We start from the raw sequence: 22,264 nt of genomic DNA, 5'->3' as shown, positions 1-22,264 counted from the left end.
TAAAAGAGGATATTTGTTGCAACCCATGTTTCTGTCGATGCCCCGTCTTTCAGGTTTGAAATTGCTTCCGCTAATTTGTGCGTTAGTTCTCTCTGCGTGCGCAGTTGGGCCAGACTTTAAGCAGCCTGAGGCGCCCAAGACCTCTTCATATACAGAAACCCCATTAACGAAGACGCTCACCACTGCGCCTGGTGTTCCAGGCGGTACAGGCCAAGAGTTTGTTGAAGGCGCAGATATAGAAGCGCAATGGTGGGAGCTGTATAAATCTCCTGAGCTTGATGCCCTTATCAAAAGAGCGCTCGAGCAGAATCCAAATTTAGGTGCAGCTGATGCAGCATTGCGTGCTGCCCAAGAAAATGTCAACGCACAGATTGGTGGCCAGTACTTTCCAGCAATTGGTGTGGGTGCAAATGCCATAAGACAGAAACAGCCCTCAGCCGTCTATGGCATGAACTACGGCTCTGACACTTATAACCTCTACAACGCCACAGTTAATGTGACTTATAAGTTGGATGTGTTTGGTGGGGCTCGTAGAGCGGTTGAAGGTGCGCGCGCGCAAGCAGAGGTTGCACAGTTTCAATTAGAGGGTGCTTATCTTTCGTTAACAGCTAACGTAGTGACGAGCGCTGTTAAAGAGGCCGCACTGCGTGCGCAGATGCAAGCCACAGAAGAAATTCTGAAAGCCCAAACGAATCTTGCTGAAGTCACTGAAAAGCAATTAATCATTGGTACGGTTTCAAGGGTGGATGTCACTTCACAGCGAACTTTAGTATCGAATTCTCAAGTCGATCTCTTTAACTACGAAAGAAACCTCGCATTTGCTCGCAATCAATTAGCAGTGCTAGTGGGAGAGATTCCGAGCAACGCTAATATTGCAAAGTTTGATTTGGCCAATTTGCATTTGCCAGAGAAGCTGCCTCTATCGGTGCCTTCCAGCCTGGTGCGGCAACGTCCTGATGTTCGGGCGGCTGAAGCCCAGTTAAAAGCTCAAAATGCTTTCGTTGGTGTTGCAACGGCGAACTTATTGCCACAATTTAATATCACGGGATCTATTGGTGCAGCCGCACTGACATCTAACGGGCTATTTGGACCGAACTCTGCATTATGGTCCCTTGGTGGCGGTATCTTGCAGCCACTGTTTCAGGGTGGTCAGCTGTTGGCGCAACGTCGTGGAGCCATTGCCAACTATGAGCAAGCTGCATTTCAATATCAGGCAACCGTCTTAAACGCATTCCAAGAAGTAGCCAATGCATTACGCGCACTAGAGACTGGTGCGCAAGCACTCAAAGCAGCATCGGACGCAGAGCGTTATGCCTATGAAACTCTGGACTTAGTGCAGCAACAGTACAAACTCGGTACAGCTAGTTATTTAGCAGTGCTCTATTACCAAAATCAGTATCAGCAAGCAAAAGTGAAATCTGTTGCAGCACAAGCAACTCGCTTCTCAGATACGGCAGCTTTATTTGCAGCATTAGGCGGCGGCTGGTGGAATCGTGAAGGCCCTGCTTTTAAACCAAAAGACATAGCGAACAAAGATCAAAATGAAACTTCTGGAACAAATTAAGAACAAGCTCGTTGCCTTGGTTCTTGCCTTGTGGGTATGGACACAACGTAAAGCAATTGAATGGAAATTGCGTGAGAGAGTAATTGCTCTGTGGGAAAAGGCAAAAGCCTTTTGGGCGCGCATGGGTCAGAAATGGCGTGGTACCAAGGCCCATGAAAAGCTCATGGCAATGGAGCCCTTGCAGCGTCGTATGACCATCATGCTTTGTGGCGTATTTTTATTATTGGGTTTGATCTTCGCTTTCAATCAATTCAAGACTTTCATGATTAAGCATTTCATCGCGGGCATGGGATTGCCTCCTGCAACGGTATCTACCATGGTGATTGCTAATGCAGAATGGCAGCCCAAGTTAACCAGCGTAGGTAATGTCCGTGCATTTAGAGGTGTTGAGCTCAGCACGGAGATTGGCGGCTTGGTTCAGACTGTGCCGATTAAGTCAGGTCAAGACGTTAAAGAGGGTGAACTCCTCATTAAGTTAAATGATGCATCTGATGTAGCTCAGCTGAACTCTTTAAAGGCAATGTCTGATCTCGCAAAAGTCATCAATGAGCGCGATAGACAGCAGTTGGCCATTCAGGCAATTAGTAAGAACGTATTTGATACGAGCGCCGCTGATTCCAAATCAAAACAAGCTCAGGTTGAGCAGCAAACTGCTTTAGTAGCCAAGAAAAATCTCAAAGCGCCATTTAGTGGTCGTGTGGGCATTGTTTCTATTAACCCAGGACAGTATGTAAATCCTGGCGATAAGTTGCTAACACTACAAACCTTGGATCCTATTTTTGTGGATTTCAACTTGCCGCAAAATAATGCCGAGCTCATTCAGGTTGGGCAAGAAGTTGAAGTGACTACCGATGCATTTAAGGATGCGAGCTTTGTAGGAAAGATTACGGCTGTTAGTCCAAAGGTCGATACCAATACACGTAATATTCAAGTTGAAGCGCAGCTCGCTAATCCGGATAAGAAAATTTTGCCGGGCATGTTTGCTAACGTGAATATCAAGCTGGGCGATCAAGTGAAATACTTGACTCTGCCTCAGACGGCAGTTACCTACAACCCGTATGGCTCGACCATCTTTATTGCTAAACCTACCGGCAAGAAAGATAAACAAGGCAATCCAGCTCTTGAGGCCCAACAGGTATTTGTAACTACTGGATTAACTCGCGGTGATCAAGTTGCAATTTTGAAGGGCGTTGATGAAGGCGCAACGGTTGTCACCAGTGGCCAGCTGAAGCTCAAGAATGGCACACCGCTGATTATTAATAACAAGGTGCAGCCAGCAAACTCACCCGATCCAAAGCCGCAGGAATAAATAGCAGATGAATTGGACTGACATATTCATCCGTAGGCCAGTGCTCTCCATGGTGGTGAGTGCCCTGGTACTGATTTTTGGTTTGAAGGCAATTGGTTCTTTGCCTGTCAATCAATATCCACAAACGCAAAATGCGATTGTGACAATCACTACGGCCTACTATGGTGCCGATCCTGAAACGATTGCAGGCTTTATTACTCAGCCTCTTGAGGCATCTATAGCACAGGCTCAGGGCATTGATTATTTATCTTCTGCCAGCGTGAGTGGGGTCTCCACCATTACTGCAACGCTCAAGCTGAACTATGACTCAAACGCAGCATTAACGCAGATACAGACTCAAATTAGTGCTGTAAAGAATCAGTTGCCACCGCAGGCGCAACAACCTATTTTGACAGTGCAGGTAGGGCAATCTACTGCTGCAATGTATATGGGTTTCTATAGCGATGACATCCCCAACAATGCTATTACCGACTATCTATTGCGAGTTGTAAAGCCAAAGCTGGACTCTGTTGAGGGAGTTCAGAACGCAGAGATCACTGGAGGACGTAAATTCGCCTTACGCGCCTGGTTGGATCGAGAGAAGATGGCTGGTCTTGGTGTGGGCGCCGATGATGTTTATAACGCCATGTCAGCAAACAATTACTTGTCTGCAGTTGGAAGCACCAAAGGCGAGATGGTCTCGGTTGACTTAGTTGCTGGCACCGACTTGCATACTCTGGATGAGTTTCGCAAGCTTGTCATTAAAAAAGATGGCGTGAATATTGTGTATTTAGACCAGGTGGCTAATGTCACCATGGGGTCTGAGGACTACAACACGAACGTTGCCTTTAGCGGTAAGAGATCAGTGTTTATTGCTATTAAAGTTGCGCCGCAGGCCAACCTATTGGACGTAGCGCAAAGGGTTCGCGATGTCGTGCCGGATATTCAGAAGCAATTACCCATTGGCATGACGGGCAAGATTGTTTATGACTCAACGAAATTTATTACCAGTTCCATTGATGAAGTGGTTTCTACTTTAATAGAGGCCTTGGTGATTGTGACTGTGGTGATCTACCTCTTCTTGGGTAGCGCTCGTGCAGTTGCTGTTCCAGTGATTGCAATGCCTTTATCGCTCATTGGTACTTTTTTCCTCATGCAAGTGCTGGGCTATTCGATTAACTTGCTTACTCTCTTGGCTTTGGTATTGGCAATTGGATTGGTGGTAGACGACGCCATCATCGTGGTGGAAAACGTTGACCGTCACATGAAAGAAGGCAAGTCTCCGCTGGAGGCGTCTTTAATCGCTGCGCGCGAATTAGGGGGCCCTATTTTGGCAATGACGGTAGTGCTGATTGCTGTGTATATCCCTATTGGCTTTCAGGGGGGCCTAACTGGCGCACTGTTTACTGAGTTTGCCTTTACTTTGGCTAGTGCAGTAGCGGTTTCGGGATTGATTGCTTTGACGCTTTCCCCGATGATGTGTTCTCGAATCTTTACAGAAGAGCAAGAGGCTTCACCTTTTGTACAAAAGATTGATCGTATTTTTGAGAAGGTACATCACAGCTATCAAACCACTTTGCGTGATTTGCTAAGCACTTGGCAGGTCATCATCGTGATGGGAGTCATCTTGCTAGGCGGTGTAGCTTATTTGTACTCAACTGCGCGTGCTGAATTGGCACCAACCGAAGACCAAGGCATTGTTTTGATGCAAGCATCAGGACCTCCTAACAGTACAGTTACACAAATGCAGACTTATGCAGATCAAATCTACGCAATTGCCGCTGCAGAACCAGAATACGAACAGGCTTTCCAGATCACCAGCCCAACTTCGAGCTTTGGTGGTATCTTGCTTAAAGACTGGGGTGAGCGCAGTCGTAATGCAACCAAGTTCCAAGAAGATATGCAGCAAAAGTGGAACTCTATTGCAGGCGCACGCGTTGCTGCCTTCCAATTTCCGGCCTTACCTGGCGCTCAAGGCTTGCCTGTACAGGTTGTTATTAATACAACAGAATCTTATGCGGCGTTAAATGAAGTCTCACAAGCAGTACTTGATAAGGCACGCCGCAGTGGCAATTTCTTCTTCGTGGATTCTGATCTCAAGATTGATAAGCCACAAGATGTTTTAGAGATTGATCGAGAAAAAGTCGCTGCCTTAGGCATGACTCAGCAACAAGTCGGCTCCGCTTTATCTGCTGCTTTAGGTGGTGGATATGTGAATTACTTCTCAGTAGCTGGACGCTCTTATCGTGTGATTCCGCAAGTGAAGCAAGTGGATCGTCTAAATCCAGATCAAATATTGGATTACTATATTCGCACTCCAAGTGGTGCGATGGTCCAGGCGCGCACTATTGCAACGATTAAGCAAAGAGTTGTGCCACAGTCTATCAATCACTTCCAGCAATTGAATTCAGCAACAATCTCGGGTGTAAGCACTCCATTTATTTCACAAGCAGATTTATTAGAGTACATGCGTCAGACTCTGAAAGAGGTTGCGCCAAATGGTTACACCATGGACTATGCAGGCCCGTCACGCCAATTTATGGCTGAATCTGGTGGGTTCCTAGTAACTATGTTTTTTGCGATCTTGATTGTGTTCTTGGTGCTTGCGGCGCAGTTTGAAAGTTTCCGTGATCCGATTGTGATTTTGGTTTCTGTGCCCCTAGCCTTATTCGGCGCCTTGATTTTTATTAATTTGGGATTCACTACCTTAAATGTCTATACCCAGGTTGGCCTAGTCACTCTGATGGGCTTGATTAGTAAGCACGGCATTTTGATTGTGGAGTTTGCGAATGAGCTTCAAGAGGCGGGGCGCAGTAAGCTCGATGCCATCGTTGAAGCGAGTAGCGTCCGTTTGCGGCCTATCTTGATGACGACTGCCGCAATGGTGTTGGGGGTACTGCCTTTGGTGATTGCTTCTGGGGCTGGTGCCGCAGGACGTAAATCCATGGGCATCGTGATTTTCACTGGCCTATCAATTGGTACGCTGTTTACACTCTTCGTAGTACCTGCAATGTACTTATTTATTGGTGCCGATCATCACGCTAAGAAATTTAAGCAGCAGTAAAAAATAAAAGGCAGGAAAACTATTTAACGATATTAAGTTCTTTTTCAGCAATATCGTTAAAGCAAGTTTCTGTCTCTAAGCGCTTCATCCAAGCGTCAATATTCTTAAGGGCTGCACGCTCGCCAGTATGTTGTGGAAAGGTCTGATTTAGAAGAATCCAGCGGCTGACGCAAAGGGCTAGAACAATATCCCCAATCTGAAATTGATTTCCTGCGCAATAGCTTTGCTTGGATAAGGTTTGATCTAGCAATCCAAGTAGCCGATTTGTTTCTTGATATCCCTTGAGAATCGAGTCGTATTTACGTTCTGACTCTAGTGTTCTAGTGAGACCAAGAAATGCAATGCGCAGCGCTGGCCACATCGTGCCTAATTGCCAATCCATCCACTTCTCGGATTCGTATTGAGTCTTAATATCTGCAGTAAAGCGCCCAGCCTGATCATGCTGGCGGGCTAAATAACGCATGATGGTGTTGGATTCCCAAAGCACCACGTCACCATCTTCCAGTGTAGGTACTAAGCCATTTGGGTTGAGCTTTAAAAACTCCGGCGTATTATTTTTTCCAAATTGAAGACCTGCATCGATCCGCTCAAAGTCTTTACCTTCTTTTAATCCAAGCTCAGCAAAACACCACAATACTTTTTGAACGTTAATAGAACTTTTACGACCCCATAAGCGCATCATGGTGTTTCCTTACAAAGATGAATTGGTATTAACTGGCTTTAGTTTCTGTGAAATCGAGGCCAACAAATTGACTGCGCGCAAAAATGAGCGGCTCTCGTTCGGGATCATTTTTTAGGTTAATGACTTTGGCAACAATGATGTTGTGATCGCCGCCAATATGAACACAAACAGTTTCACATTCGTAATAGGCAACGCAATGATCAATTTGCGTTAGTCCGCTAGCTGCTAACTTGTGATCAATTCCCTTGAATTGATCGGTCTTAACAGTGGCGAAATGCATTGCTAAATTCTCTTGCGAGCGTTCTAGAACATGAATCAGATGTTTCTTACCGAGCTCAACCCAGGGCATGAGGCGCGAATGCTTCTTTAAGCTCCAAAGAATGAGTGGCGGTTCGAGCGAGACGGTATTAAAAGAGCTAATCGTAATGCCGTGGGAATTGTTTTCCTCATCGAGGCAGGTGATAACAGTGACCCCGGTTGCAAACGATGCGAAACCTTTGCGCAGCTCTTGTGAGGTAAATGGGGTCATTAGTCTTTGCTTATTTAGCTTCAGCTTTTGCTGTAGCGGTAAGTGTTGTGCCGGGAATAGGATTCAAAATTTCGTTCTCTTCGGCTTTTACACACTTGAAGCGATATTCTTTTCCTGCCTTGGATAGAAAGCTAGCGCCTTCATAGAAATCATCTTTACAGGTCTTGGTGGCGAAATCCATGACATCCTGCGGTGCAGCGCTAGAGGTGATCAGGCGCATATTGCCCATAGACATATTAATTTGGGTGGAATAGCAGCCCGATAGCACCAAGCCAGAAATCGTAGTTAATAGTAGAATTTTTTTCATGGAAACCTCCATAATCAGCAATGCTCGTTAGGATAAACCTATTAAGCAATTGCTGCGGGGAAATACCTCGTTCTAAAAGGAAGAGACATGTTTAAAGCAATATTGGTAAATAAGGATGATCAAGGGTATCGCGCAGAATTAGCCCAAGTGGACGAGGTCAGTCTCCCAGAAGGCGATGTTCGCATTAAGGTTTTATATTCCACCCTCAATTACAAGGATGGCTTGGCTATCACTGGCAAAGGCCCTGTGGTTCGAAGCTTTCCAATGGTGCCAGGAATCGATTTTGCTGGTGAAGTGATGGAAAGCACTAGTCCCGACTTTAAGGCTGGCGATATGGTGCTTCTCAACGGCTGGGGAGTTGGCGAAGGGCATTGGGGTGGCTTGGGTCAGCAGGCTCGGGTAAAGGCTGATTGGTTGATTCCGCTGCCAAAGGGATTCACTGCTAAACAAGCGTTAGCCATTGGTACTGCAGGCTATACCGCCATGCTCTGCGTTATGGCGCTGCAAAAGCATGGGCTTAAGCCAAGTGATGGTGAGGTTTTGGTGACTGGTGCCGCAGGCGGTGTTGGTAGCTTTGCGATCACACTGCTGAGTAAGCTCGGGTTCACTGTTGTCGCCAGCACTGGTCGCATGGCCGAAGCGGATTATCTGAAAAAATTGGGTGCAGCCGAAGTAATCGATCGTGCAACTCTATCTGCTCCAGGTAAGCCATTAGCAAAGGAGCGTTGGGCTGCAGTAGTTGATAGCGTAGGAAGTCATACATTAGCCAACGCATGTGCACAGACCAAGAGCGATGGTGCGGTAGCCGCTTGTGGGCTGGCTCAAGGCATGGATTTTCCTTCAAGTGTTGCGCCATTTATTTTGCGCGGCGTTACCTTGTACGGCATTAATAGCGTGACTGTGCCACGTGCAAAACGTATTGCTGCTTATGAGCAATTGAGCCAGTTAGTGGACCTGAAAACCTTAGATGAAATCTCTCATGAAATTACTCTTGAAGATTCCATTAAATATGCGCATGAGTTAATGGCAGGAAATGTGCGCGGACGTTTGATTGTTGACGTCAATAAATAAAAAAGAAATAAAGAGTTGTTTTACTGTGGTGCTTGAGGTTTGCGACTAGGAAGTTGCGACCAAACCTCAAGCTTCTCAGGATTCGTGAGAACTGACCAATCAGCAATTTCAGTCAGGGTACGATAGCAGCCACGACAGTAACCATTTTCAGGGTTAATGTCACACCAATTAATGCAAGGCGATGGAACTGTTGTCAAAGCAAACCTAGAAGTAAAAAATTAATCAATAACACTAAACCATGAATACTCAAAACAAAGCAAGCGCTGAAGCTGCAGTTCATTATCCCTTAGGAGAGGCTCTTCCGGAAGTGGGTAGCAGCATAGAGGTTGCGCCAGGTGTGCGCTGGATCAGAATGCGCCTGCCCTTTGCTTTGGATCACATCAATCTTTGGCTGTTGCGCGATGAAATAGACGGCGTATTGGGTTGGACGATTGTGGACTGTGGCATTGCTAATGATGAGACAAGAGCCTCTTGGGAGCAGGTGTTTGCTACTCAACTTGAAGGCTTACCAGTCTTGCGCGTGATAGTGACACATATGCATCCTGACCACGTGGGTCTATCGCAATGGCTCTGTGAAAAATGGAATGTCTCCATGTGGATTTCCATGACAGATTATTTAACTGCCCAATGGTTAAGTTGTAAAGAAGGTGGCGCTGCAGTTGGTTCACGTGCTGGTAGTGGTGGTTCTGCGGATCACTTTCAAAGACATGGCTTAACAGGCTCCGAAGATTTAGAAAAAATTCGAGGACGATCCAATTACTATAGCAATATGGTTCCTGGAGTACCACGTCAATATCGCCGCATTATTGATGGTGAATTGATTTTGATTGGTGGTCGTGCGTGGCAAGTCATCATGGGCTATGGGCATGCGCCTGAGCATGCTTCTCTGTTTTGTAAAGAGCTTGGAGTGCTGATCTCCGGGGATATGTTGTTGCCCCGTATCTCCACTAATGTGAGTGTTTATGATGCTGACCCAGATGCGGATCCCCTAGGCTTATATCTCGACTCTATCGAAAAGTATTTGGTGTTGCCTGAAGATGCATTGGTGCTTCCTTCTCATGGCAAGCCATTTACTGGAATCAGGCCGCGTGTTGCACAACTCAAAGCACATCACGATGATCGCTTGGCGGATACTTTGGCCGCATGTAAAAAACCGGCACATGCTCGAGAGATTGTGCCGGTCTTGTTTAAACGTGAATTAGATATTCATCAACTCACGTTTGCGATGGGTGAGGCTATTGCTCATCTGAATTACCTACTTCGTCGAGGAAAGTTGCATCGCCAGCTTTGCGAGGACGGCGTGTTGCGGTTTTCCGTGGCTTAGCGCTAGTTGTTTTAGTCTTAGATTCTTCTTTTGGAGCGCTTGTTGTTGAGCTGGCTGCTGAACTAGCTGCAGATACGGCATCACCAAAGGATTTGAGTGCCATCATGGTGGCGTGCTGAACTTCAAGACCCTGAATCGTTGATTTGAGGATGTTGAGGTTCAAATTGAGCCAGTTTTCAACGCTTTTCAGGTCCTTAATGCGCTTTTCGAGCTCATCCACATCCAAGCCAGGAAAAGCCGAAGCAAAGCCGCCAGCAGCCTTAGAGGCATCTGCCGTGAAGGGGAACTGTCCAGCCTGACCTGCCGCACCCTGTCCCCACATAGTTTTAAACATTTCTAGGCTTTGATTGAATTCTGGAATGGTTCCAAACATAAGGGCTCCGGGGTAAATGAAAAGTGGCTTTTCCAATAGAATAAGGGATTCTAGAGATTAATCCCGGTTTAAAAATGCAATCTAATGGTTTGTCCCAGCCCTATACCCGTGGTCAAGAGCTCCCCGAGCTTTTGAAGCAGCGCATCCTCATTTTGGATGGCGCCATGGGCACCATGATTCAGCAATACAAGTTAACCGAGGCTGACTATCGTGGTTTGCCGGGGAATACCCGTTTTGCTGATCATCCTGGAGATATCAAGGGTAACAATGAACTTTTGGTTTTGACCCAGCCACAAATTATTAGCAAGATTCATGAGCAATATTTGGATGCGGGCGCAGACATTATTGAGACCAATACTTTTGGTGCCACTTCAGTGGCGCAAGAAGATTACAAAATGGCCGGCTTGGCTCGCGAGATGAATGAAGTCTCTGCCAAATTAGCGCGTGCAGCTTGTGAAAAATATAGCACACCAGAAAGACCACGTTTTGCTGCTGGTGCAATTGGACCTACACCAAAGACTGCGAGCATTTCACCGGATGTCAATGATCCTGGCGCACGCAATGTGACCTTTGATGCATTACGCGCCTCGTATCGCGAGCAGATCGAAGGTTTGTTTGCCGGTGGTGTCGATTTATTTTTGGTTGAAACCATTTTCGATACGCTCAATGCCAAAGCAGCATTGTTTGCTCTCGATGAATTTTTTGAAGAGACTGGCGAGCGTTTGCCGGTAATGATTTCTGGAACGGTGACCGATGCATCCGGACGAATTCTCTCTGGTCAAACGGTTGAAGCCTTCTGGAATAGTTTGCGTCACATCAAGCCACTCACCTTTGGTTTGAACTGCGCATTAGGTGCCGCCTTAATGCGCCCTTATATTGCAGAGCTAGCAAGAATCTGCGATGCAGCAGTCTCTTGCTATCCCAATGCAGGCTTACCTAATCCAATGAGTGACACTGGCTTTGATGAGACGCCAGAAATCACCTCTAACCTAGTAGATGGTTTTGCTAAAGATGGCTTAGTAAATTTAGTGGGTGGCTGCTGCGGTACAACACCTGACCATATTCGTGCAATTGCGAATGCCGTTGCTAAGCGTAAGCCACGTGCCTTCTATCGCGAAAATGCGGAGATATCAGCATGAGCAAGATAGAGAAAAAAGTAATGCCAGCGATGAAGCTCTCCGGCCTTGAGCCATTTAACGTAACCTCTGATGTTGGCTTCGTCAACATTGGTGAGCGCACGAACGTCACAGGCTCAAAAGCATTTTCCCGCATGATTTTGAATAATCAATTTGATGAGGCGCTCGTTGTGGCGCGTCAGCAGGTTGAGAATGGCGCACAAGTCATCGACATCAATATGGATGAAGCGATGTTAGATTCTGAGGCGGCGATGACACGCTTCCTCAATCTGATCGCCTCTGAGCCTGATATTGCACGCGTTCCCATCATGATTGACTCCTCAAAGTGGAGTGTCATAGAGGCGGGTTTGAAGTGTATTCAAGGTAAGCCAATTGTTAACTCAATCTCCCTGAAAGAGGGTGAAGAGCCCTTCAGAAAACAAGCACGTTTAATTCGTCGTTATGGTGCTGCTTCTGTAGTGATGGCTTTTGACGAGGTGGGTCAAGCGGATACGTTTAAGCGTAAGACCGAGATCTGTCAGCGTTGCTATGAGATCTTGGTGAATGAAATTGGCTTCCCAGCTGAAGACATTATTTTTGACCCAAATATTTTTGCAATCGCTACTGGTATTGAAGAGCACGACAACTATGCTGTCGACTTTATTAATGCCACTCGCTGGATTAAAGAAAATCTGCCGGGTGCCAAGGTTAGCGGTGGCGTTTCCAACGTGAGCTTCTCTTTCCGCGGCAATGATCGTGTTCGAGAAGCTATTCATACGGTGTTCCTGTATCACGCTATCCAAGCGGGTATGGATATGGGTATTGTGAATGCTGGTCAGTTGGGTGTGTATGCCGATTTGGATGCTGAGCTGCGTGAGCGCGTTGAGGATGTAGTTCTCAATCGTTTTAAAGAAAAAGATGGCAAGACGCCGACTGAGCGTCTCTTAGATATTGCCGATCAATTTAAGGGTGGTGGCGCTAAACAGGTTGAGAACCTGGTATGGCGTGAAGCCCCAGTGCGCGAGCGTTTAACCCATGCTTTAGTGCATGGCATTACTACCTTTATTGAAGAAGATACCGAAGAGTTGCGCGCTGAAATTATGGGCGCTGGCGGCAGACCTATTGAGGTCATTGAAGGCCCCCTGATGGATGGTATGAATGTCGTGGGCGACTTATTTGGTGCCGGCAAGATGTTCTTACCTCAAGTGGTTAAGAGTGCGCGCGTGATGAAGCAAGCAGTTGCCATCTTGATTCCGTACATCGAAGAAGAAAAGCGTCAACATATTGCGGCGGGCGGCGAAGCTAAAGCTAAGGGCAAGATCGTCATGGCCACTGTGAAGGGCGACGTTCACGATATTGGTAAAAATATTGTGACCGTTGTTCTGCAATGTAATAACTTTGAAGTAGCCAATATGGGTGTAATGGTTCCTTGCGCAGAGATTCTCAAGCGTGCCAAAGAAGAGAATGCAGACATTGTTGGTTTATCTGGTCTGATTACACCTTCGCTAGAAGAGATGACTTATGTTGCACAAGAAATGCAACGTGATGATTGGTTCCGCGAGCGCCAAATTCCATTGATGATTGGCGGTGCAACAACTTCACGCGTTCATACAGCAGTGAAGATTGCCCCACACTACGATGGCCCCGTGGTGTATGTGCCTGACGCATCTCGTTCGGTTTCAGTAGCTTCCAGCTTGCTGTCCGATGAAAGTGCCAAGAAATTTATTCAAGATTTACGCGATGACTATGTGCGTATTCGTGAGCAACATGCAAACAAGAAAGCAGCGCCAACAATTTCTTTATCTGCAGCCCGTAAAAATCGCGAGATGATTGACTGGTCTGCATATGTTCCAGAGAAGCCAAAGTTTATTGGTCGTCGTATATTTAAAAACTTTGCGCTGAGCGATATTGCTAAATATATCGATTGGACACCTTTCTTTCAGACTTGGGATTTGGCTGGCAAGTTTCCGGCGATCTTGGATGATGAGGTGGTTGGTGTTGAGGCGCGCAAAGTCTTTGCAGACGCCCAAGACTTGCTTGATAAGTTGATTAAGGGGCAATGGTTGCAAGCCGATGCGGTAGTGGCTTTCTATCCTGCTAATACAGTGGGTGACGATATCGTTTTGTATAGCGACGAAGCTCGAGAACACCCTTTGTTTGTATGGCATAACTTGCGACAGCAGTCTGAACGTCCGGTAGTAGAGGGAGTACGCAGACCTAATCGTTGTTTAGCGGATTACGTAGCGCCAAAAGATTCTGGTATAGCTGATTACCTTGGCTGTTTTGCAGTGACTACTGGTCATGGTGTTGAAAAGAAAGTGGCTGAGTTTCAAGCAAAGCACGATGACTACAGCGCCATTATGTTGAAGGCTTTGGCTGACCGCTTAGCTGAAGCATTTGCTGAGCTCATGCATCATCGTGTTCGCACTGATCTGTGGGGCTATGCAACAGATGAGGTTTTGACCAATGACCAAATGATCAATGAGGAATACCGCGGCATTCGTCCAGCGCCTGGTTATCCAGCCTGTCCTGCGCATGAAGTTAAAGAAGATTTATTGCGAGTCATTGGCTCTGAAGATATTGGCATGACTCTGACCGAGTCGATGGCTATGAATCCAGCTTCTAGTGTGAGTGGTTTTTATTTGGCTCACCCGGATGCGCGCTACTTTAATGTAGGCAAGCTATCGGATGATCAGGTTGAAGACTTGGCTACACGCCGTGGACAAAGCATTGAGGACACCCGTCGTCAGCTAGCGAGCTTGCTAGATTAAACGCCCCACATGACGGGTTCGTCTTTGGCCTTGGACTGCTTCATGAGTTCTAGAAACGGGTAGGCTCGCTGTCCAAGGCGATCGGCTAGCTTAGGCTTCTCAGCACCCTTCTCGGACTCGTCATTTGCTTTGGCTCGCTCCTCAAGATCTTTGAGGATGGCAGTTTCCAGTGCGGTGATGAGGTCTGGGAGTTGCTCAACAGTCAAAATTCCCCGAGGCTCTAGGGGGCGCCCCAAAATATCAAAAATTCGCTTAGTCAGATCCGCCAGCATGATGACATCTGGACCAGCCTTTGAGCGAAATTGATAGATCATTTCGATAGCTTACCACCTGATAAACTCACTAATCTATGTTGTCGACTAATAAAAATCGCTTAATTGAAATGCTGAGTGCTGCGCTTGCAGGCTTGGCTCAGGAACGCGGCCTAGGAGAGCCTTCAGCCCCCCGTCTAGAGCGCCCAAAGGCTGTTGACCATGGGGATGTCGCTTGTAATATCGCTCTCCAGCTTGCTAAAGCTTGGAAACTGAACCCGCGTGAGCTGGCGCAAGCTTTGGTGGAGCGCTTGCAGCAGCAAGCAGGCTTTAATGAGCTGATTGCATCTTGTGAAATCGCTGGCCCTGGCTTTATTAATTTCCGCCTTAGTAATGCCGCTAAGACTGCTGTAGTTCAGGAGATACTTTCTGCTGGCACGCATTTTGGTGAGTCTGTGCAAGCCGGTGAGTCTGTGCCAAACGCCATGATTGAGTTTGTCTCTGCCAATCCAACTGGCCCATTGCATGTTGGCCACGGTAGACAAGCGGCGTTGGGTGATGCCTTAGCCAATTTATTAGCGACCCAAGGAATCAAAGTTCATCGTGAGTTTTATTACAACGATGCCGGTGTTCAGATTGCTAATTTAGCCTTATCTGTTCAAGCTCGTTTACAAGGTCTCAAGCCTGGAGATGCCAAGTGGCCTGAGCAGGCATATAACGGCGAATATATTGCGGAGATTGCTAGCGCATTTAAAGTCTCTCCAGAATTTAAAGATGATCTTGAAGCAATTCGTCAATTCGCAGTTGCTTATTTGCGCAACGAACAAGACATTGATCTAAAAACCTTCGGCGTTAAATTTGATTGCTATTACTTAGAGTCCTCTTTATATACCGATGGTAGCGTTGCACAAATTGTTGGGGATCTGCAAAGCATTGGCAAGACCTACGAATCCGAAGGCGCTCTTTGGTTGAAGAGCACGGATGATGGTGACGACAAAGATCGCGTGATGCGTAAGTCTGATGGTAGCTTTACCTACTTCGTACCTGACGTGGCGTATCACACCAGTAAGTGGAATCGTGGGTTTCAGAAAGTCATTAACGTGCAGGGTAGCGATCACCATGGCACGATTGCTCGGGTGCGCTCAGGCTTACAGGGCGTGGCACAAAAGCGTGGTTGGGATATCCCTAAAACATACCCAGATTATGTTTTGCATAAGATGGTTACCGTCATGCGTCATGGTGAAGAAGTCAAAATTTCTAAGCGTGCTGGTTCATATGTAACCGTGCGTGATTTGGTTGAATGGTCCGGTGGTGTTACTCCGGAGATGACGCCTGAAGAGAGAGAGTTGGCTTTGCAGCGTGGACGTGATGCCGTGCGCTTTTTCTTGATCTCGCGTAAGGCAGATACCGAGTTTGTTTTTGATATTGATTTAGCCTTGCAGCAAAACGATGAGAACCCAGTGTTCTACGTTCAGTATGCGCATGCGCGAATTAATTCAATCTTGCAGCAGTGGGGTGGCCAAATATCGGATTTAGCTAACGCTGATTTATCGCTCCTACAAAGTAAAGCATCTGATCATTTACTGCGTCGTTTGGCGGAATACCCAGAAGTTCTAACATCCGCTGCCGAAGAATTGGCACCGCATGCATTGGCTTTTTACCTGCGTGACTTAGCTGGTGATTTCCATACCTTCTATAACGCGGATCGTGTATTGGTTGACGATCAGAACTTAAAACAAGCGCGTCTTGCATTACTGCTAGCAACCCGCCAGGTTCTGCAAAATGGCTTAAAAGTACTCGGGGTGTCAGCGCCAATAAAGATGTAATGGCGAGCTATGAAGTGAAGATGTAAGATGAGGAAATGATGAAAACACCGAATCAACAGAATTCCCAATACGGCGGCACTATCCTCGGCTTTATTTTGGGTTTGGGCGTCGGTCTTGGAATCGCCTTTGTCATTGCCTTTTATCTTTCTAAAAATACCCCCCAAGAAAGACCGGGGATGCGTGCCCCAAGTCTGCCTTTGATCATTAAGCCTTCTACAGCACCTGCTGAAGGTGAAACGGCTGCTCCTGCTGAGCCGGTTGATTTAAATAAGCCCCTGCAGGGTAAATCAGCTACTCCAGCCTCAACAGATCCGATAGGTGATTTGGTAAACAGCAAGAAAGCTGCTGATAAGCCAGCAGACGTATCTCCTGCAGGTAAATCAGATTCCATTTATTTCTTGCAAGTGGGCGCATTTACAAAGCGTGCCGATGCAGATGCGCAAAAAGCTAATTTGGCCATTCAGGGAATTCAGGCTCAGTTAAGCGAAGTAACAAGCGACGGTAATACCCTCTGGCGCGTTCGTGTAGGTCCATATAACAGCGTTGATGAGAGTAACGCAGTACGAGATAAATTAAGTGGTATTGGCATTAAACCAACTTTAATCAAATCCAGTAAATCATGATTTCATACAGCAAAAGATTCATTACCTTATTAGCACTTCTTTCTTTAAGTGGTTTTGCTAGTGCGCAAGCTCAAAAAATCGAAGAAGGTTTTGATTACCGCATATTGCCTGTTGCGCAGCCTGTAGAAACCAAGGGAAAAGTAGAGGTTATTGAATTCTTTTGGTACGGTTGCCCGCATTGCTATGACTTTGAGCCTGAGCTCAGTAGCTGGGTAAAGCGCCAACCTAAAGACGTTGTCTTTAAAAGAGTTCCCGTAGCTTTCCGTGACGATTTCTTACCCCATAGCCAAATGTATTACGCACTTGAATCGATGGGTAAGGCTGATGCCTTAAATGAAAAAGTCATGTACGCGATGCACAAAGAAAATAAGCGCCTTTTGACTGAGACAGAGATTGCGGATTGGGTTGCGTCCCAGGGTGTTGATCGCAATACCTTCTTGGCAACTTATCGCTCTTTTGCCGTAGTTTCTAAAGCGCGTGCCGCCAAGCAATTGACCGAAGCCTATCGTATTGATGGCGTACCGACTATTGTGATGCAAGGTAAGTACGTTACTTCACCGTCTATTGCTGGGTCTAAAGCTAAAGCAATCGCAGTAATGGATTACTTGGAAGAGAAAATTCGTAAAGATAAGTACAAGCAGTAACTTCAAAAGAAGTGATGCTGTGTACTGTTTTAGCTCGGCTTAAATTTTGACGAAGCGGCGCACAATCCAAAAGTAGATTGGGTAAGGCAAGATTCTCAGAAACTTTAAGAATCTTGTGAATCGCTTAGGGAAGTGAATATCAAACTCCCCAGTCTGAATGCCAGCCAATATTTCGCTAGCTGCCTCTTCGGCACTGATGAGAGCCGGCATTTCAAAATCATTTTTTGCAGTAGCTTCAGTAGCTACGAATCCCGGCGAAATCATATGTACGCTAACTCCGGTTGGCAGTAAGTCGTAATATAAATTCTCGCAAAAGTTAATGATGGCAGCCTTGCTAGGGCCATACGCCAAGGCTTTCGGCAGGCCGCTATAACCCGCAACACTACCAACAATAGCAATATGTCCTGAGTGAGCTTTAAGCATTTCCGGTACCACTAGGGCAACCGCTCTCATGGGCCCTAAAAGGTTTGCATCAATGGTCTTCTCGGCAACCTTGATATCAAAATTGTCTGCGCGTAGTGGTACATACATGCCCGATACAAAAAGGAGGAGATCAACCCCGCCCCAGGCGCTCACAATGGTTTTATAGCCATCTTGTAGCTGGACATCGTCTGTAACATCCAATGGAATAACGAGGGCTTGATCAACTCCTGCAGTAAGGGCAATTTGATTTAACCGTTCGGCTCTTCGACTAGAAAGCGCTACTTTAGCGCCTTGGAGAAGAAGGGCTTTCGCACAAGCTTCGCCAATGCCACTCGATGCGCCGATGACCCAGACTCTTTTGCCTGAGAAGTGATCAATGCCTTGTTGTTTCATGCGCTTAATGCATCAGAAGATGCTGGTGATGGTTGGTGGCTCAATGTAAATTGCACTACATCGATATTACGCTCTGTGAAGCCGGCGGCGCAATACATGAGGTAGAAGTTCCAAAGGCGTACGAACGCTTCATCAAAGCCAAGTTGACGAACTTCTTGCAGTTTTTGATTAAAGCTATCACGCCACAAGCAAAGTGTTCTTGCGTAATCTCCGCCAAAGGCGAATTCGTCATCAATTTGTAATCCAGCTTTAGCAGCGCTTGCTTTAAAGCTTGCTCTGGAAGGCAGCATACCTCCAGGAAATACATACTGCTGAATAAAATCAGTATTGCGTCTGTAGCGATCAAAAAGATCTTCTGCAATCACAATCGTCTGGATGCAAGCTTTGCCACCCGCCTTGAGGCAATGAGCAATCGTTTCAAAATACTCTGGCCAATGCTTTTCTCCAACTGCTTCAAACATTTCGACGGAAGCAATGCCATCAAATTTTTCTTGGCAATCACGATAGTCCTGAAGACGCACTTCAAATTTGGAAGAGTTGGAAGATTGTGTTTGCACTTTTTGCAAACGCTTCTCTGCAAATGCTTTTTGCTCTGTAGACAGAGTTAGGCCAGTAATCGCTCTATTGAGACGAAGAGATTCTTCCATGACCCCGCCCCAGCCACAGCCAATTTCAAGTATGTGATCCCCTGGCGAGGTTTTTAAGGAGTCCAGAATGCGTCCAATCTTTGCTCGCTGTGCATCAGCTAAAGCCTGCTTATCGCCTTCAGAAAACCAGGCACTCGAATAGCTCATCGTTGGGTCAAGCCACAGCGTATAAAAAGCATTACCTAGGTCATAGTGCGCATGGATATTCTTGCGGCTTCCCGCCTTGCTGTTATCTCGCAACCAATGTTTTAGACGATAAAAGATCGAACCATACCAATTGCCGTAGATGGCTTTTTCCAAAATGGTTCGGTTGCGTATAGCTAGCTCAAGCAGCGCTTTGAGGTCCGGAGTATTCCATTTGCCTTGAATGTAGCTCTCGGCAAATCCAATATCTCCGTGGGACATGATCTCTTTAAATACTGACCACTCCAAGATATGGATTTCAGCATGTAATGTATCGCTTTGAATACCAAACTCGCGCTTCTCGCCATTCGGAAGGGTGAGCTTTAAATGACCACTACCCAGCTTAGTCAGGAGCGTTAGGAGTGCCTTAGCCTTAATTTGGTGTTGCGGCGAAGCGTTATCCCGCTCATGTGGGCGAGAAAAATTGAGTCTGGAGAGAAGGGATTGTCCTGGGCGATTCATCTGCTAACTTCAAGTTCTGGTGGTTTAGGCTTTGAGTGAAAGGGTACACCTTTTACCCATAATTTCAATGCTTGCCAATGTATACGGAAAATGACACCCAAGCTCATTAATGGATAACGTAGTAGCGCCAGAATGAGATTAGCCCGACTTAATGGGCGGCTGGTGCCACTAATACTGGTATTAATAAGGGGTTGGCCGTCCTCATGCAGCTCAATGCGACAGACATTGTTTTTGCCGCTACTGCTATCTTGCGGAAATAAGAAGCGGAAATGGTAGTCTCCACGTACCGCACAAAATGGTGAAACATGAAATACCTTTTTGCTACTGAGTGTTTCGCCTGAGTGCAACGCTTCACCCGAATCTTTAGCTAGTAAATAGCAATGACGCTCGCCAAAGGTATTGTTGACCTCAGCCAGTACCGCTTGTACTTTGCCATCAGCACGCGTGCAGATCCAAAAGCTCACCGGATTAAAGACGTAACCTAATACTCTTGGAAAAGTCTGTAGCCAAATTTCCCCATCGATATCTTGTACATGATTATCCGCAAGAATCTTTTCGATCCAGGCAAGGCTATTCGATTCTCCTAGGCCATGGTCCTTATCAAAAAATGCACAGAGGCCCCAGCGGTTATCGCTTAAGCCGTTTTGACTGAGTAAATTTGGATTAACGCTACGTGCGCGCATAGGGATGGAGATAGTAAATACTCCATAACCAAAGGCATTCTTAGCTGGCCTCAAGCGCTGGTGCTTTACTACTCCGAAGTTAATCTTGGCATCGGACATTAATTACACATCTTGTTCGGTTTTGATCGGTTGACGAATGCTTTCAATTAAAGCTTCTGCAACTAATTCACCGGAACGCAAGCCATCCTCATGAAACCCAAATCCGGTCCAGGCACCACAATACCAAATGGATGATGTGCCCTGAATTAAGGGCAACTCTTTCTGCGCCTGTATTGCATTCATATCAAAGACAGGGTGTGAGTAGTGAATCTCTTGATGCACTAGTTTTGGATCCGGCTCTTCCGAGGGATTTAAGCTCACAATAATTTGCGTATCTTGAAGTTGGTCTGGTAGTGGTTGCAGGCGATTAATTAAGTAGTTAACGCTGACATGTTGTTTTGTATTTGGTTTAGCACCGGATTTAGCGGTGTAATTCCAGGCAGCCCAGCAACGTTTTGCATCTGGCAAAAAACGAATATCGGTATGTAATATTGCTCGATTCTTTTGGTATGGAACTGATGCTAGGATATTTCTTGATTGCTGATCAATGCCATGCACTAAATCTAGGGTTTGATCGCTGTGACAGGCCATGATGACTTCATCGAAATAGGCCGAGCCAGCTTGACTAATAACTTCAACTTGCCCGCCATCATGACCCGTATTTACTCGCAGGACACATTCCCTTTTAATGGCCACCCCATGCTTTTCTAGCGCCGCCACAAGTCGCTTTACATACTCACGCGAACCACCTTTGATGGTTAACCATTGAGGGCGGTTTTGGATTTGTAGCAGTCCGTGGTTATGGCAAAAGCGCACCATGGTTTGAATGGGGAACTCTAGCATCTGTTCGACTGAGCAAGACCAGATGGCACCAATCATAGGGAGAAAGTAATTCTCTTTAAAGCTTTGACTAAAGCGATGGCGCTTTAAAAAATCGGCAATTTTTTCATCAGGCTCTTTGTATAGATGACCAGCTTCAATTTGATCATGTGCTAGCTGAGTGGCTAAACGATTAAAGCGCAAGATGTCATAGGCCATTCTCCAAAATGATGGTGAGAGAAGATTGGATCTTTGTCCAAAAAAAGAATTAATGTCATTACCAGCCCACTCAATCTTTTTTCCTGCCCCAGATTTGGCGGCCGTATCAATCGATACTGAAAAGGACATTTCTGATGGAGCTACTGGCGCCTGAATTTCTTCGAATAAACGCACAAGACGTGGATAAGTCTTGCGGTTGAATACCAGGAAACCAGTGTCTACGCCATGTGTGATGTCTTTGCCACCGATGTTGCAAGTGATATCGACTGTATTGCTGTGACCGCCAATGTGATCGCCAGCTTCATATACGGTAATGTCAAATTCAGGATGTTGTCTTAGGGCGTAGGCGCAGCCTAATCCAGAGATGCCTGCGCCAATAATGGCAATTCTTTTTTTACTCACTGAGCTTTTTCTCCTAAAAGCTTTTCAATTTCATTTGTAATGCTGCTGCTAGTAGGTTTGGTGACGCTTCCAAACGAATCAACCACATTACCATTTCGATCGATTAAATATTTATAAAAATTCCATTTTGGAGTTGTGCCAGTTTTAGCAATCAACATCTTAAATAGGGGGTTTGGGTTGTTGCCAGAAACCGTGCTCTTAGCAAACATCGGAAATTTCACGTCATAGGTGTTCTTACAAAAATCGGCAATCTCTTTATTGCTACCGGGCTCTTGTTGTCCGAAGTCATTAGAGGGAAAGCCTAGAATGACAAAGCCCTGATCCTTGTATTTGGCGTAAATCTTCTCAAGACCCTCATATTGGCTCGTAAAGCCGCAAAAGCTGGCCGTATTGACTACCAATATGACTTTCCCTTGATATTGGCAAAGGCTTTGCGGCGCTTCATCCTGCAAGCGAGGAAAAGTGTGTGAGAGCAGGGGGCTACAACTGGACGCAGCATTGGCAAGCTGAAATCCAGATAAGAAAGCAAATAGCCCAAATAGGCAGTTCATTACAAAACGGG

Annotated in this window: 21 protein-coding genes; 10 read left to right on the top strand and 11 right to left on the bottom strand. The window is 46.2% G+C overall.

Annotated elements, in window-relative coordinates:
* Positions 1–37 precede the first annotated feature (37 nt).
* From ICN39_RS02945 to ICN39_RS02935, 3 genes are all read left to right on the top strand, one after another.
* Positions 38–1,564 carry an efflux transporter outer membrane subunit gene (locus tag ICN39_RS02945; protein WP_255532263.1) on the top strand — a complete coding sequence of 509 codons (1,527 nt, stop codon included), beginning with the start codon at positions 38–40 and terminating at the stop codon, positions 1,562–1,564.
* A 169-nt stretch (positions 1,565–1,733) separates the two neighbouring features.
* Positions 1,734–2,873 (top strand): efflux RND transporter periplasmic adaptor subunit, encoded by a 1,140-nt coding sequence (locus ICN39_RS02940; RefSeq protein ID WP_216120592.1) that lies wholly within the window; start codon positions 1,734–1,736, stop codon positions 2,871–2,873.
* A 7-nt stretch (positions 2,874–2,880) separates the two neighbouring features.
* Positions 2,881–5,916, top strand: a complete 3,036-nt coding sequence (locus ICN39_RS02935) for an efflux RND transporter permease subunit (protein ID WP_215321137.1) — start codon at positions 2,881–2,883, stop codon at positions 5,914–5,916.
* Positions 5,917–5,935: 19 nt separating this feature from the next.
* Here the strand turns inward: ICN39_RS02935 and ICN39_RS02930 are convergent, their stop codons facing one another.
* Genes ICN39_RS02930 through ICN39_RS02920 form a run of 3 tightly spaced genes read right to left on the bottom strand, consistent with a single transcriptional unit; the run spans position 5,936 to position 7,434 of the window.
* Positions 5,936–6,598, bottom strand: coding sequence for a glutathione S-transferase family protein (locus ICN39_RS02930; RefSeq protein WP_216232610.1), 663 nt, complete (start codon positions 6,596–6,598; stop codon positions 5,936–5,938).
* Positions 6,599–6,626: 28 nt separating this feature from the next.
* Positions 6,627–7,127, bottom strand: a complete 501-nt coding sequence (locus ICN39_RS02925) for a flavin reductase family protein (RefSeq protein WP_216232609.1) — start codon at positions 7,125–7,127, stop codon at positions 6,627–6,629.
* 10 nt (positions 7,128–7,137) lie between these two features.
* Positions 7,138–7,434: a hypothetical protein gene (locus tag ICN39_RS02920; RefSeq protein WP_216232608.1), complete on the bottom strand. Its 297-nt coding sequence runs from the start codon at positions 7,432–7,434 to the stop codon at positions 7,138–7,140.
* Positions 7,435–7,521: 87 nt separating this feature from the next.
* Here ICN39_RS02920 and ICN39_RS02915 point away from each other — a divergent pair, with 87 nt between their 5' ends.
* Positions 7,522–8,505, top strand: a complete 984-nt coding sequence (locus ICN39_RS02915; protein WP_216232607.1) for an MDR family oxidoreductase — start codon at positions 7,522–7,524, stop codon at positions 8,503–8,505.
* Positions 8,506–8,525: 20 nt separating this feature from the next.
* Here the strand turns inward: ICN39_RS02915 and ICN39_RS02910 are convergent, their stop codons facing one another.
* Positions 8,526–8,702 carry a DUF1289 domain-containing protein gene (locus tag ICN39_RS02910; RefSeq protein WP_216232606.1) on the bottom strand — a complete coding sequence of 59 codons (177 nt, stop codon included), beginning with the start codon at positions 8,700–8,702 and terminating at the stop codon, positions 8,526–8,528.
* Between the two features lie 41 nt (positions 8,703–8,743).
* Between ICN39_RS02910 and ICN39_RS02905 the strand changes: the two genes are divergently transcribed.
* Positions 8,744–9,829: an MBL fold metallo-hydrolase gene (locus ICN39_RS02905; RefSeq protein WP_216232605.1), complete on the top strand. Its 1,086-nt coding sequence runs from the start codon at positions 8,744–8,746 to the stop codon at positions 9,827–9,829.
* Here ICN39_RS02905 and ICN39_RS02900 read toward each other — a convergent pair.
* The gene (locus tag ICN39_RS02900; protein ID WP_216232604.1) at positions 9,741–10,202 is read right to left on the bottom strand and encodes a PhaM family polyhydroxyalkanoate granule multifunctional regulatory protein; all 462 of its coding nucleotides are present in this window, start codon (positions 10,200–10,202) and stop codon (positions 9,741–9,743) included. The genes ICN39_RS02905 and ICN39_RS02900 overlap by 89 nt on opposite strands.
* A gap of 74 nt (positions 10,203–10,276) precedes the next feature.
* On the opposite strand from ICN39_RS02900, the gene ICN39_RS02895 reads away from it, so the two are divergent.
* Positions 10,277–11,341 (top strand): homocysteine S-methyltransferase family protein, encoded by a 1,065-nt coding sequence (locus ICN39_RS02895; protein WP_216232603.1) that lies wholly within the window; start codon positions 10,277–10,279, stop codon positions 11,339–11,341.
* Positions 11,338–14,088, top strand: a complete 2,751-nt coding sequence (metH, locus tag ICN39_RS02890) for a methionine synthase (protein WP_216232602.1) — start codon at positions 11,338–11,340, stop codon at positions 14,086–14,088. The genes ICN39_RS02895 and metH overlap by 4 nt, the downstream gene beginning before the upstream one ends.
* Here metH and ICN39_RS02885 read toward each other — a convergent pair.
* Entirely contained in the window at positions 14,085–14,402 is a 318-nt protein-coding gene (locus ICN39_RS02885) for a DUF1840 domain-containing protein (RefSeq protein ID WP_072582639.1), read from the bottom strand. The two genes, metH and ICN39_RS02885, sit on opposite strands and share 4 nt — an antisense overlap.
* Positions 14,403–14,437: 35 nt before the next feature.
* Between ICN39_RS02885 and argS the strand changes: the two genes are divergently transcribed.
* From argS to ICN39_RS02870, 3 genes are read left to right on the top strand one after another with little or no spacing between them, the layout of a single operon-like run.
* Positions 14,438–16,165, top strand: coding sequence for an arginine--tRNA ligase (gene argS, locus ICN39_RS02880; RefSeq protein WP_216232601.1), 1,728 nt, complete (start codon positions 14,438–14,440; stop codon positions 16,163–16,165).
* A 35-nt stretch (positions 16,166–16,200) separates the two neighbouring features.
* Positions 16,201–16,788, top strand: coding sequence for an SPOR domain-containing protein (locus ICN39_RS02875; protein ID WP_216232600.1), 588 nt, complete (start codon positions 16,201–16,203; stop codon positions 16,786–16,788).
* Positions 16,785–17,432 carry a thiol:disulfide interchange protein DsbA/DsbL gene (locus ICN39_RS02870; RefSeq protein WP_216232599.1) on the top strand — a complete coding sequence of 216 codons (648 nt, stop codon included), beginning with the start codon at positions 16,785–16,787 and terminating at the stop codon, positions 17,430–17,432. The genes ICN39_RS02875 and ICN39_RS02870 overlap by 4 nt, the downstream gene beginning before the upstream one ends.
* A 39-nt stretch (positions 17,433–17,471) precedes the next feature.
* On the opposite strand, the gene ICN39_RS02865 is transcribed toward ICN39_RS02870, so the two are convergent.
* From ICN39_RS02865 to ICN39_RS02845, 5 genes are read right to left on the bottom strand one after another with little or no spacing between them, the layout of a single operon-like run.
* Positions 17,472–18,248: an SDR family oxidoreductase gene (locus ICN39_RS02865; RefSeq protein WP_216232598.1), complete on the bottom strand. Its 777-nt coding sequence runs from the start codon at positions 18,246–18,248 to the stop codon at positions 17,472–17,474.
* Positions 18,245–19,540: a cyclopropane-fatty-acyl-phospholipid synthase family protein gene (locus ICN39_RS02860; protein WP_216232597.1), complete on the bottom strand. Its 1,296-nt coding sequence runs from the start codon at positions 19,538–19,540 to the stop codon at positions 18,245–18,247. The genes ICN39_RS02865 and ICN39_RS02860 overlap by 4 nt, the downstream gene beginning before the upstream one ends.
* Positions 19,537–20,322, bottom strand: a complete 786-nt coding sequence (locus tag ICN39_RS02855) for a DUF1365 domain-containing protein (RefSeq protein WP_216232596.1) — start codon at positions 20,320–20,322, stop codon at positions 19,537–19,539. Before ICN39_RS02855 ends, ICN39_RS02860 begins: the two co-directional genes overlap by 4 nt.
* 3 nt (positions 20,323–20,325) lie before the next feature.
* Positions 20,326–21,702 (bottom strand): FAD-dependent oxidoreductase, encoded by a 1,377-nt coding sequence (locus tag ICN39_RS02850; protein ID WP_216232595.1) that lies wholly within the window; start codon positions 21,700–21,702, stop codon positions 20,326–20,328.
* On the bottom strand, positions 21,699–22,253 hold the full coding sequence (locus tag ICN39_RS02845) for a glutathione peroxidase (RefSeq protein WP_255532270.1): 555 nt from the start codon (positions 22,251–22,253) through the stop codon (positions 21,699–21,701). Before ICN39_RS02845 ends, ICN39_RS02850 begins: the two co-directional genes overlap by 4 nt.
* Positions 22,254–22,264: the final 11 nt, after the last annotated feature.

Source organism: Polynucleobacter sp. AP-Reno-20A-A9 (assembly GCF_018882085.1).
Taxonomy (GTDB): domain Bacteria; phylum Pseudomonadota; class Gammaproteobacteria; order Burkholderiales; family Burkholderiaceae; genus Polynucleobacter.
This window is presented reverse-complemented; position numbering and strand designations above follow the sequence as displayed.

Bases quoted from the DNA above. Each gene is read 5' to 3' on its own strand.
- ICN39_RS02945 (WP_255532263.1), top strand. From the start codon at position 38: ATGCCCCGTCTTTCAGGTTTGAAATTGCTTCCGCTAATTTGTGCGTTA.
- ICN39_RS02940 (WP_216120592.1), top strand. From the start codon at position 1,734: ATGGAGCCCTTGCAGCGTCGTATGACCATCATGCTTTGTGGCGTATTT.
- ICN39_RS02935 (WP_215321137.1), top strand. From the start codon at position 2,881: ATGAATTGGACTGACATATTCATCCGTAGGCCAGTGCTCTCCATGGTG.
- ICN39_RS02930 (WP_216232610.1), bottom strand. From the start codon at position 6,598: ATGATGCGCTTATGGGGTCGTAAAAGTTCTATTAACGTTCAAAAAGTA.
- ICN39_RS02925 (WP_216232609.1), bottom strand. From the start codon at position 7,127: ATGACCCCATTTACCTCACAAGAGCTGCGCAAAGGTTTCGCATCGTTT.
- ICN39_RS02920 (WP_216232608.1), bottom strand. From the start codon at position 7,434: ATGAAAAAAATTCTACTATTAACTACGATTTCTGGCTTGGTGCTATCG.
- ICN39_RS02915 (WP_216232607.1), top strand. From the start codon at position 7,522: ATGTTTAAAGCAATATTGGTAAATAAGGATGATCAAGGGTATCGCGCA.
- ICN39_RS02905 (WP_216232605.1), top strand. From the start codon at position 8,744: ATGAATACTCAAAACAAAGCAAGCGCTGAAGCTGCAGTTCATTATCCC.
- ICN39_RS02900 (WP_216232604.1), bottom strand. From the start codon at position 10,202: ATGTTTGGAACCATTCCAGAATTCAATCAAAGCCTAGAAATGTTTAAA.
- ICN39_RS02895 (WP_216232603.1), top strand. From the start codon at position 10,277: ATGCAATCTAATGGTTTGTCCCAGCCCTATACCCGTGGTCAAGAGCTC.
- metH (WP_216232602.1), top strand. From the start codon at position 11,338: ATGAGCAAGATAGAGAAAAAAGTAATGCCAGCGATGAAGCTCTCCGGC.
- ICN39_RS02885 (WP_072582639.1), bottom strand. From the start codon at position 14,402: ATGATCTATCAATTTCGCTCAAAGGCTGGTCCAGATGTCATCATGCTG.
- argS (WP_216232601.1), top strand. From the start codon at position 14,438: ATGTTGTCGACTAATAAAAATCGCTTAATTGAAATGCTGAGTGCTGCG.
- ICN39_RS02875 (WP_216232600.1), top strand. From the start codon at position 16,201: ATGATGAAAACACCGAATCAACAGAATTCCCAATACGGCGGCACTATC.
- ICN39_RS02870 (WP_216232599.1), top strand. From the start codon at position 16,785: ATGATTTCATACAGCAAAAGATTCATTACCTTATTAGCACTTCTTTCT.
- ICN39_RS02865 (WP_216232598.1), bottom strand. From the start codon at position 18,248: ATGAAACAACAAGGCATTGATCACTTCTCAGGCAAAAGAGTCTGGGTC.
- ICN39_RS02860 (WP_216232597.1), bottom strand. From the start codon at position 19,540: ATGAATCGCCCAGGACAATCCCTTCTCTCCAGACTCAATTTTTCTCGC.
- ICN39_RS02855 (WP_216232596.1), bottom strand. From the start codon at position 20,322: ATGTCCGATGCCAAGATTAACTTCGGAGTAGTAAAGCACCAGCGCTTG.
- ICN39_RS02845 (WP_255532270.1), bottom strand. From the start codon at position 22,253: ATGAACTGCCTATTTGGGCTATTTGCTTTCTTATCTGGATTTCAGCTT.